General features: G+C 59.4%; 8 protein-coding genes. 4 read left to right on the top strand and 4 right to left on the bottom strand.

What is annotated here, in order from left to right; all coding sequences use genetic code 11:
• Window positions 1-128: 128 nt before the first annotated feature.
• Genes QMB98_RS04610 through QMB98_RS04620 form a run of 3 tightly spaced genes read right to left on the bottom strand, consistent with a single transcriptional unit; the run spans window position 129 to window position 4,640 of the window.
• Complete coding sequence (locus QMB98_RS04610; protein WP_371684500.1) at window positions 129-962, bottom strand: pseudouridine synthase; 834 nt, start codon at window positions 960-962, stop codon at window positions 129-131.
• The gene (locus QMB98_RS04615) at window positions 937-3,531 is read right to left on the bottom strand and encodes an AAA family ATPase (protein ID WP_371684501.1); all 2,595 of its coding nucleotides are present in this window, start codon (window positions 3,529-3,531) and stop codon (window positions 937-939) included. The genes QMB98_RS04610 and QMB98_RS04615 overlap by 26 nt, the downstream gene beginning before the upstream one ends.
• A complete protein-coding gene (locus QMB98_RS04620) occupies window positions 3,528-4,640 on the bottom strand; it encodes an exonuclease SbcCD subunit D (protein WP_371684502.1) in 1,113 nt (370 codons plus the stop codon). Before QMB98_RS04620 ends, QMB98_RS04615 begins: the two co-directional genes overlap by 4 nt.
• A 115-nt stretch (window positions 4,641-4,755) precedes the next feature.
• On the opposite strand from QMB98_RS04620, the gene tpx reads away from it, so the two are divergent.
• Together tpx and QMB98_RS04630 are read left to right on the top strand one after the other, a co-directional pair.
• On the top strand, window positions 4,756-5,256 hold the full coding sequence (gene tpx, locus QMB98_RS04625) for a thiol peroxidase (protein ID WP_371684503.1): 501 nt from the start codon (window positions 4,756-4,758) through the stop codon (window positions 5,254-5,256).
• Window positions 5,257-5,626: 370 nt separating this feature from the next.
• Window positions 5,627-6,646: a patatin-like phospholipase family protein gene (locus QMB98_RS04630; protein ID WP_371684504.1), complete on the top strand. Its 1,020-nt coding sequence runs from the start codon at window positions 5,627-5,629 to the stop codon at window positions 6,644-6,646.
• A gap of 111 nt (window positions 6,647-6,757) precedes the next feature.
• On the opposite strand, the gene zupT is transcribed toward QMB98_RS04630, so the two are convergent.
• On the bottom strand, window positions 6,758-7,561 hold the full coding sequence (gene zupT, locus QMB98_RS04635) for a zinc transporter ZupT (protein WP_371684505.1): 804 nt from the start codon (window positions 7,559-7,561) through the stop codon (window positions 6,758-6,760).
• 166 nt (window positions 7,562-7,727) lie between these two features.
• Here zupT and QMB98_RS04640 point away from each other — a divergent pair, with 166 nt between their 5' ends.
• Together QMB98_RS04640 and QMB98_RS04645 are read left to right on the top strand one after the other, a co-directional pair.
• Window positions 7,728-8,591, top strand: coding sequence for a ketopantoate reductase family protein (locus QMB98_RS04640; RefSeq protein WP_371684506.1), 864 nt, complete (start codon window positions 7,728-7,730; stop codon window positions 8,589-8,591).
• Window positions 8,572-9,201, top strand: a complete 630-nt coding sequence (locus QMB98_RS04645; RefSeq protein WP_371684507.1) for a GNAT family N-acetyltransferase — start codon at window positions 8,572-8,574, stop codon at window positions 9,199-9,201. The genes QMB98_RS04640 and QMB98_RS04645 overlap by 20 nt, the downstream gene beginning before the upstream one ends.
• Window positions 9,202-9,298: the final 97 nt, after the last annotated feature.

Consider the following 9,298-nt stretch of genomic DNA (forward strand, 5'->3'; position numbering starts at 1 on the left):
GTTTCATGCCACGACGCGCAAAACGCCCGCTACACACTCAATTATGAAGAGCCCTCAAAAGTTAGAAACACGAGGCAGCGAAGGAGTCACGGTTAGTGAGGGGTGACGCTTCGTAGCGCCGGAGAGTGTCACTCCTGGTGCTGTAGTTCTTGCCTTGATGAGATCCTGACTGGCTTGCCATCCACCGGATCGATGAACTCGAGAGTGCGGGCCAAGAGTTCGATGCGATCGGGGAAACCGTCGCCGGGGCCGTAAAGAGTGTCGCCGATGATCGGGATCGAGCAGGCTACGGCGTGTACGCGGATCTGGTGGGTCTTGCCGGTGCGGGGAAGCGCGCGATACCGTCCGAAACCTCCGCAGTCCTCCAGCAACGTCAGCTCCGTGACCGCATTCGGTTCGCCATCCACCTGGGCGGTCCTCTGGCCGACGGATTCGAGGCGCGACCGATAGACAGCAGGTGGAGCCGTGACGTTCTCAGAAAAGAACTCGTACGTCTTGGTGGCCAGGCCATTCTCAAACAGGGATTGGTACGTGCCACGGAATTCGGCATCTTTGACGAGGAGCATGACACCGGACGTGGCGCGGTCGAGGCGATGTGCGCAGGAGACGTCACCAAACCGGCGGCGCGCCTGAACCAGGACGGAACGAGCAACAAACGAACCCTGCGGAGTAGTAGAGATCCCGGAGGGCTTGTCCACCGCAATGAGCCTTTCCGTTTCGAGCAGGACCGGGAGCTCGATGTCGACCTCGTCGGGAACGGGCCTGTGAACGAAGGCGGTGGAGCTATCGACAAGACCAACATCGCCGGCATCGATCGCTTCCGCGATCTCGTCAAAGGTCACCCGGGCGTTCTTGGCCGAGAGAGTCGAATGCACCCGCTCTGCGAGAGTTCCACCATCCGGCAAAAGGACGAGGACCGGATCGATGCCGTTTCGCCTACGAGAGCTTGATACGTCGGGCATCCGAGATCCCAGCAAACCGATCATCGTTCGCGGTGAAGATGATGACCTGACCTGAGGTATCCGTGTCCCCGATCAGATCAACAACCCTGTGCAGCATGCGTTGATCCGAGTAGCCCAGGGTGTCGTCGAACATGACGGGAACGGCATCCTCAGACGAAACAAGAGAGGCCACCGCGAGCCGTACGAGGATTGCCAGCTGCTCCTTCGCGCCGGTGGACAGGCTCTCGAACTGGACGGTCTTGCCGTTCTTTCTGCGGTGCGTGATCGCAAGATTGTTGTCGACGGTGACTTCAAAAGTGTTGTCCTGATAGGCAGAGCGTCCCAGCCGTTCCAGTGAATCCTTAAACGGCGCCACGTACTTGCGGCGTGCTTCGGTCTGGTGCTTGATGAGAACATCCTCAAGGCGCTTGGTTGCGTGGGCGCGAGCCAGGAGTGAACGATACTCCCGTTCGGCACGATCCAGTTCCTTCTCGGCATCGTCGAGTTCGTCCTGCATGGCGACCCGCTGCTTGGAATCGAGAACGGCGGTCTTGACCGTGACCTCTCCGCGACGTTCCGCCAGCCTTTCTGCCAGCCCCGCAACGTGCTTCGACAAGTTCTCGTAGTCGGCCAGGATCTCGGGACCACCGGATTCTTCGAGCTTCGTCTCGGCCGCGACGACATCCCGCTCAGCATTCTCAAGAACCTTTTCCGACTCTTCGAGAGCTGTTTCGACCTCGCCATCGGTCGCCTGCTCGCGAGCGGTGGTCAGGTTCTGCTCGGCCCTTTGCTGGGAGCTCTGTTGATTCTCCAGCTGTCCCGCCAGTTTCGATAGCTCGCTCCTGAGCTTGGCGGAGTCCTCCTCCTTGCTTCGGAGCACTGCCTCCGCTGAGTCGACGGCAGTGGAGGCCGTTCGTTCGTCTTCCGTCAGTTTGTCGATGTCGCCCTCGACGGCCTCGCCCTGCGCCTCAATCCAGGAGCGCTTCTCTGAGAGCTCGTCCCTCAGCTCGTCGGCGGAGCGCCCATCCAACCGATCGGACCGTCGCTCCTTTAGCCGTTCGATCGACGTCAGGTCACTGACGTAAGAAGTGCGCGCAGTCCTGAGCTCGGCAGACGTCTTGACACCGGCTGACGCCAATGCTTCGGCAAGGTCCTCGCGCAGGGCCTCGAGACCTTCGACATCCTCCGCGGTCGATGAATGGGGCGTGACGGTGACGCGGAGGTGGCCGGGTAGTTCAACGGAGTAGGTGGAGAGGATGGGGGAGTCGAGTGGCTCCGACCCCAGTTCCTGTTCCTCCCCATTGATGAGGACAGTGGTGGCGTCTTGAAGGCTCTCGACGCTGACGTGCGCGGCACCCGCCCTTGCAGTGGATTCCGCGATCTCAATCCTGCGTTCGAGATCCGTGACGCCATCGACGAGGTCCTGTTCGACCGGTTGCAGTCGAGCCGTGACAGTGGAGATTTCCTCGGTCAGTTCGTCGTAGGAGGTGAGAACGGCAGAGAGCCGTTCAATTTCTTCGCGGGTGTTGGCTTGTCGGACGAAGAGGTTCGCGCTGGCTAGTGCTTCAGTTGCCAGCTTCTTCTGCTTCTTCGCCTCCTCGACCGTGGCCTTGGCTTCCTCGATTTCCTTGTTCTTCGGCTCGAGAGCCCACTGTTTCTCGTCGCGTGCCCGAGTAAGTGCGGCAAGCTCTTCGTTCGCCTCGGTCAGGGCAGTAACGAGGCCCTGACGAGTAGTGAGAGCCGCCTGCTTGGCGTCGCGGTCCTTGGTAAGGGAATCGACCGCGCGCTGCGAGATCTCGAGAAGCGCCTGGGCGTCCTTGGCGGACTGAGCGCCGACCTCCAATTCCGAAAGCCGTGCAGACTCGCGACTCAAGTTCTCGGACCCGCGTTCAACTTCCTCGGTCAGGTCCTGTAGCTCACGAACGTCGCTTTCCAGCTTGTCCAGCTCTGTTGTTGCGTGGGCGACGCGATCTTTCGCGACGGTGAACCGTTCCTCAGCATTCGTGACGTTCTTGCTGTAGGACTTGCGGGTGTTGGTGTAGTACTTGTCGACTTCCCTCGAGACCTTCTCGAGCAGGGGAGCGGACGAGGGGTCATCAATGGCGGAACCGGATTCCTGGCCGAGGGCTCTCTGAAGGGAGGTCGATGCGCCGAGGGCCTCCTGCTTTGGGGCGCTTGCCTGCATGAGACGCAGTGCTTTCCAGAGCACCCCGTCGAGGTCCTCCCACAGTGCCGTAGCCGTGTTGTGTGCGCTGTCTCCGGTCTCGGACTGCCCGGATCGAGGGCCGCTGAGGAACGTCAGTTCCGTCGCGGGCTTTTTGATCCACCTCTTGAAGTACTTGAGCTTGTGGGGACCGACCGTGAAGATGGCCTCGACCTCGGGCCCAACGTCTTGGCTTACGGGTTGCGCGAGCTTGATATCGACCTTTTGCGAACCGGCCTTCGCATCGAGGAGGAAGTCGAAGGCGTCAATGAGAGAGGACTTGCCGGACTCGTTCCGTCCCGAGACGATCGTGATTCCGTCACCAAACTCCACGGTTTGGTGGGAGATGCCGCGGAAGTTGGTGACTTCGAGGGAGTGTAGTTTCACTGCTCGGCCCCAATTCGGTAGAGAAGCTTCAGGGCATCTGCTGCAGTTGGATCCCCGGCCTGCGCCTCGGCAGAAAGCTCAGCGAACGCATCGGCAGCGAATCCCGATAGGCCAAGTGAATAAGCATCGGCTTCGTCTGGTACAACGGTCAGGTCCGTCTTGCTCTTGGACGCGTACAGGGCCGCGAACAGGTCCCTGTTGCTGTCGAGTACGCCATCAAGCTGCGCTGCGGCAGAGATGGAGAGTCCACCCGTGAACGCGGTCTTGATGATCGTGCGGTCCTTGGAGCGGATCTCGGCCAGATCCTCCGCGAGCAACTGAACATCCTCGGCGGAATCGATTGACCGTGTCACGAGCTGGTGCAGCCACTGACCGACCTCGTGGAGCTCGGTTGTCACCTTCCCGTCGATCGTCACGACGAGCGCGGTACCTCGGGTCTTCTCGTTCTCGCTGGTCGTTTCGTGGGTGCCCGAGTAGTTGATTGCTCCCGTCTCGGGGTCGGTCCACGCAATGTGGCGATCTCCCAGGGCGACGTAGTCGACGAGTCCGGACTTGATCGCCATGCGAAGCGCGGCGCTGTCGACAAAGTCCGTCGAGTCCCGGTTGGGATCGAGTTCTCGGAGCATGCCGTGCCCAACAAGGATGCGAACGTTCTCGGTGGGATCTAGAGAGCTCAGGACGGGAGTGATGGGGTCCTTGCCCGGGTTCTTCGAGTGCCAGGGAATGCCAATAATCTCGACACCCGGTGCAGCAACGACCGGATCGGTGGTGTCCAGGAGCGTGACATTCTTTGGCATTGCCTGCGTGACCGCGGTGGAGTGCCAGATGGAGCCGGGGCCAAGTGGGTCGTGGTTGCCTGGAAGCAAATAGATGGGAAGTTCAACCTCGGCCATGGCTTCAAAGGAGCGGCCGATGTCCCGCGGGCTCAAGTTGGCGTGCTCAAACACGTCTCCCGCGACTACGATGAAGGTGGCGCCCTCCTTCTTGGCCAACTCGCCAATGGTCTCGATGGTGTGCATGCGGTCGCCCGTGAACCTGGCCTGGGCCTCAACGCCCAAGTAGCGGCGGGTCCTTCCGAGCTGCCAATCGGAGCTGTGGACAAAAGTCACGGATGGCTTCTTCATGGACCCAGCTTACGAAACAGTGCCGACATAATCCGCAACGTCTTATTCTGCTGGGTGAAAAGTCTTGCTTGTCCAACAGTGACCTCGTAACAATGGTGTTATGGATATTACATACCGTGGTGCACCCGTGACGACCGTTGGCCAGCTTCCCGAGGTTGGGGCTAAGATTCCCGACTTCACCCTGGTCGGATCTGATCTTGAAGACATCCACCTCAGTGACTTTGAGGGACGCCGAGTCGTTCTCAATATCTTTCCCTCGATCGACACTGGAGTGTGCGCAAAGGCCGCCCGCGAGTTCAACAAGATTGCTGAAGAGCTCCCGAACACGACTGTTCTCTGCGTGTCCCGCGACCTTCCCTTCGCGCTCAACCGATTCTGCGCGGCAGAAGGCATCGATAATGTCGTGACCGCTTCCGCCTTCCGTTCCTCCTTCGGTGAGGACTACGGCGTGACCATGGAGAACGGCCCCATTGCCTCGCTTCTGTCTCGTTCCGTTGTCGTTGTCGACACTGATGGCACCGTGCTCTACACCGAACAGGTTCCTGAGATTGGTCAGGAACCTGACTACGACGGCGCCCGCAACGCCATCGCGAATGCCTAGTTTTCGCAACTGACGGCGTCCCTTCAGAACAACTGATGTTGCTCCTTATATTAAGGAAGCGAGAGGTGGCTGGCCAGAGATTAACTCCCTGGCCGGCCATCCTTGTATCCAAGCGGTCTCTGTGCTTTGCCCACCTCAATGCCACGGCCATCTCGAGCTTCGAGACTCTTCTTCCGCGCGCATGACAACGCCGCAGAACGGCTTGTGTCATGACCGCGAGTGGTCGTGTCGTGACCGCGGAAGGATGGCAGTCAGTGAAGCGGAGGCGGCAACGAGTAAATGAAAGAGTCTCGTCGATGCTGAATTGTCTTGCGGAAGATTCCAGTCAGAATCTGTATCGTGGCAGAGAGAAGCTGGTAGGAGAAATGAAATGAAGATTGCTCTGGTCTTGGGATCGGGTGGAGCCCGCGGATACGCTCACATTGGTGTGATCGAGGAGATTAAGAGGCGGGGTCACGAAATCGTCGTCATCTCCGGTACCTCGATGGGATCGATTATCGGTGGCCTCGAGGCGGCTGGGAAGCTCGATGACTTTGCGGACTGGGCCTCAGGGCTTACGCACCTCGATGTCCTCCGCATGTATGACCCGGCCTTCAACCAGCCCGGAATCATCAAGGCGCAAAAAATCTTCTCCACGATTGACTCCATCACCGGGGGAGCGCGAATTGAGGATCTATCGATTCCGTTCACCGCCGTCGCAACCGACATTGTCAATCACCGTGAGGTCTGGTTCCAGCGCGGCCACCTCACCACCGCCATGAGGGCCTCCTGCGCAATCCCGACCTTTATTTCACCCGTCATGGTGAACGGCAAGATCCTTGCCGACGGTGGGCTCATGAACCCGGTTCCGATCGAACCCACCTCCGCCATTCCTTCCGACCTCACGATCTCGGTGTCCCTGAGCGGCCGCCCCAACTCCAACTACTCTGCCTCGGCCTTCATGGATGAAGTGGAAGGGGAAGAGGGACAAACCCACGAAAGCAGGGAATTTAAGCTTTCCGAACGCCTCCGCAGCGGCGTGGCTGGACTCATGGACGTTGGTGTCTTCAAGCGCGGCAACAAGGACAACGCCGGTTTCCTCAGCGATGAGCTGTTCAACGACAGTGAGAAGACGAATCCCAAGACCCAGGAAGGACCACCCCAGAAACTTGAGGACTGGACTCAGGTCGGTAAGCTACCCGCGGACCTGAATACAATGAGCGTGGTGAACATGGCTTTGGAGACCATGCAGGACATGATTGAGCGTTATCGAGCAGCTGCGAACCCGGTCAACGTCAAGATCGAAGTTCCCGCCGCGATCTGCGGAACCCTTGACTTCCACAAGGCGCCCGAGGTCATTGAGGCCGGCAGACAGCTTGCCATCGACGCCTTTGACAAGGTTGGTCTCTAGCTAAACCGCGAGTAGGTGACTGCGAGTCAGCTACTGCGAGTCAGCTCTCGCTTTCACAACTGCTTGATATTGCCGCATCGCGTCCAATTGGGATGAGTATCTGCACTGCTCTTAGCTGAGCAGGAGGAGTGATAGGGCCATGACCGCCATGCCCGCCACAAGCGAGTAGATCGCGATGTGGTGCTTGCCGAACTCCTCGGCCGAGGGGAGGAGCTCGTCAAGCGAAATGAAGATCATGATGCCGGCAACGGCCGCGAACGACATTCCCATGAGGGTGTCGGACACGAAGGCTGACAGCACAAAGAATCCAACGAGAGCACCGAGAGGCTCAGCGAGGCCCGAGGCGGCCGATAGCCAGAACGCCTTCTTCCTGCTGCCCGTGGCGTAGTAGATCGGGGCGGAGACTGCGATGCCCTCGGGAATGTTGTGAATGGCGATGGCCACCGCGATGGGAATGGCGACTTCGCGATCATTGAGGGCGGAGAGGAAGGTAGCGAAGCCTTCGGGGAAGTTGTGAACCGCAATCGCGATGGCTGTGAGCACGCCCATGCGCATGAGCCTGCGGCGCTGCTCAGTATCAAGTCCGGACGTCACTGTCGACAGCTCGTGGGGCTTGGCTTCTGTTGGAACCACGAGGTCGATGAAGGCAATGAGGCCCATGCCGCCAAAGAAGCCCAGAACGGTGACCCATGGTCCCCATTGCTCTCCCAAGTCCGCTGTCAGTGCCTGCTGTGCCTTAGGGAAGATCTCGATCATCGACACGTAGATCATGACGCCAGCAGAGAACCCGAGCATGGCTGAGAGGAAAGCGGGGGATTGGGTCTTGCGAAGGAACGCGATGAGTGAACCAATGGCGGTGGCTAGACCCGCCGCGAGCGTGATCCCAAAGGCAAACAGAACGTCACCCGTTTCCACAGCTACCTCCCTTGCGTGACAACCGGCTGAATAAGATTACCAAACCTCGACTCTAAAGTTTCGGATATGCGAAATTCTAGGACTTTAGTGTTGTATTCTGGGGAATTGTTGAACAAGATTATTCCTCTGAGGTCCTCTCGAGTGGTGGCGCTGTAGGCTGGATCCTGTGCTAAGTATTGTTGGTCCAGGTGGAATTGGTGGAGTGCTTGCCGGCGTAGTCGGTCAGGCAGGATTCGACGTTGAGGTGGTTGCACGGCCAAGCACCGCATCCGTCATCAACGAGCGAGGAATCAGCCTCCGCTCGAAGCAGTACGGCGACATCGATGTCAAGGTTCCTGCGCGGACCGAGCCGACTCCCGGTTCTCTCGTCGTCATTGCGGCCAAGAGCTACACGATTCCCGAGATCAGTGACAGCATTGCGGCCTCAAAGCCGCAGGAGATCGTCGCGCTGTGCAACGGGATTACGCATCGGGATGTCGTGCACGAGATCCCAAGCCCGCGAACAACTTGTGGCTCCATCAGGATCATTTCCGAACGCGTAGCCCCGGGGCAGTATCTGCACCACTCGGCGGGTTCCATCATCACGCTCGAGGATGCCGCGAAGGACTGGGATATCCCTCGAATCCTCACGAAAGCTGGGATGGACGTGAGGTTTGGTGGAAGTGAGAAGAGGGTGCTGTGGGACAAGCTCAGGTTCCTCGCACCCATGGCGCTCCTGACCGCGTCTACAGGAGCGACGATTGGCCCCGCCCGGGAGGGTTCCGAACCGCTCCTGGAAGAGATTGCTGCCATCACGAGCGCTGAGGGCGTTCCCACCACGGCATCCGAGCTCATGGACAATCTCGCGAGCATCGATGATGACGCGGATAGTTCGCTTGGCCGAGACGTCAATGCAGGCAATAGAACAGAACTCGATGCCCTCGGGCACGACCTCGTCCGCATTGCAGCCACGCACAGCATCCCCACCCCGGTTCTCGAGCAGACCATTGCCAGCATTGAGCGGAGAAGTTATGAATATTCGATCAGCTAATCGTGGTGATCTCGGTGTCATCATCCCGGCCCTCGGCAAGACCTTCGCCGAGGATCCCTCCCTGGGGTGGATCCTTCGCAAGTCGGACGATGCCGAAGGGATCTTGACCGACTTCTACGGAATTGTGGCTGAGCACGTGCTGGAGCACGGATACATCGACGTCATCGAGGACGAAGGCGAGTTCCTTGGGGCAGCGGTGTGGACGCAACCCGGTGGGGAAGTGCCTCTGCGAGCCCTCCGGAAGGCGGCACCGATCGTCAGTAAGCTTGGTAAGTCGGCTCCGACTCTTTTCAAGTACCTGCGTGCCTCGTCCAAGGTGCACCTGCCGTTCCCCTCCTGGCACCTTGAGGTCATCATCGTGAACGCCAATGCTCGCGGCCGGGGCATTGGCTCTAAGCTCCTGGACTACGGAATCCACCGCGTGGGAGCGGATGCTGCGAGGCTCGAGGCAACAAGCCAGCGATCAGCCAAGCTCTACGCCTCCCGTGGGTTCGTTGTGCTGGGGGAGATCCAGACTCCCGCGCCCACACCCGAGATCATCATGTGGCGCCCAGCCGCCAGCCCCTACATCCCCGCGAAGGATCGCACGACGGGGGAACCTCGCGAATAGGAGCTGGTTCTGTCGCGGCAGGCAAAGCATAGGCCGGCCAATATAGAAGTGAACTGCATCCGGGTGAACAACGTCAAGAAGTGGCCCAAGGGTGTTG

The sequence above is a fragment of the Flaviflexus sp. genome, from assembly GCF_041440645.1.
In the GTDB taxonomy this organism is placed as follows: Bacteria; Actinomycetota; Actinomycetes; order Actinomycetales; family Actinomycetaceae; genus Flaviflexus.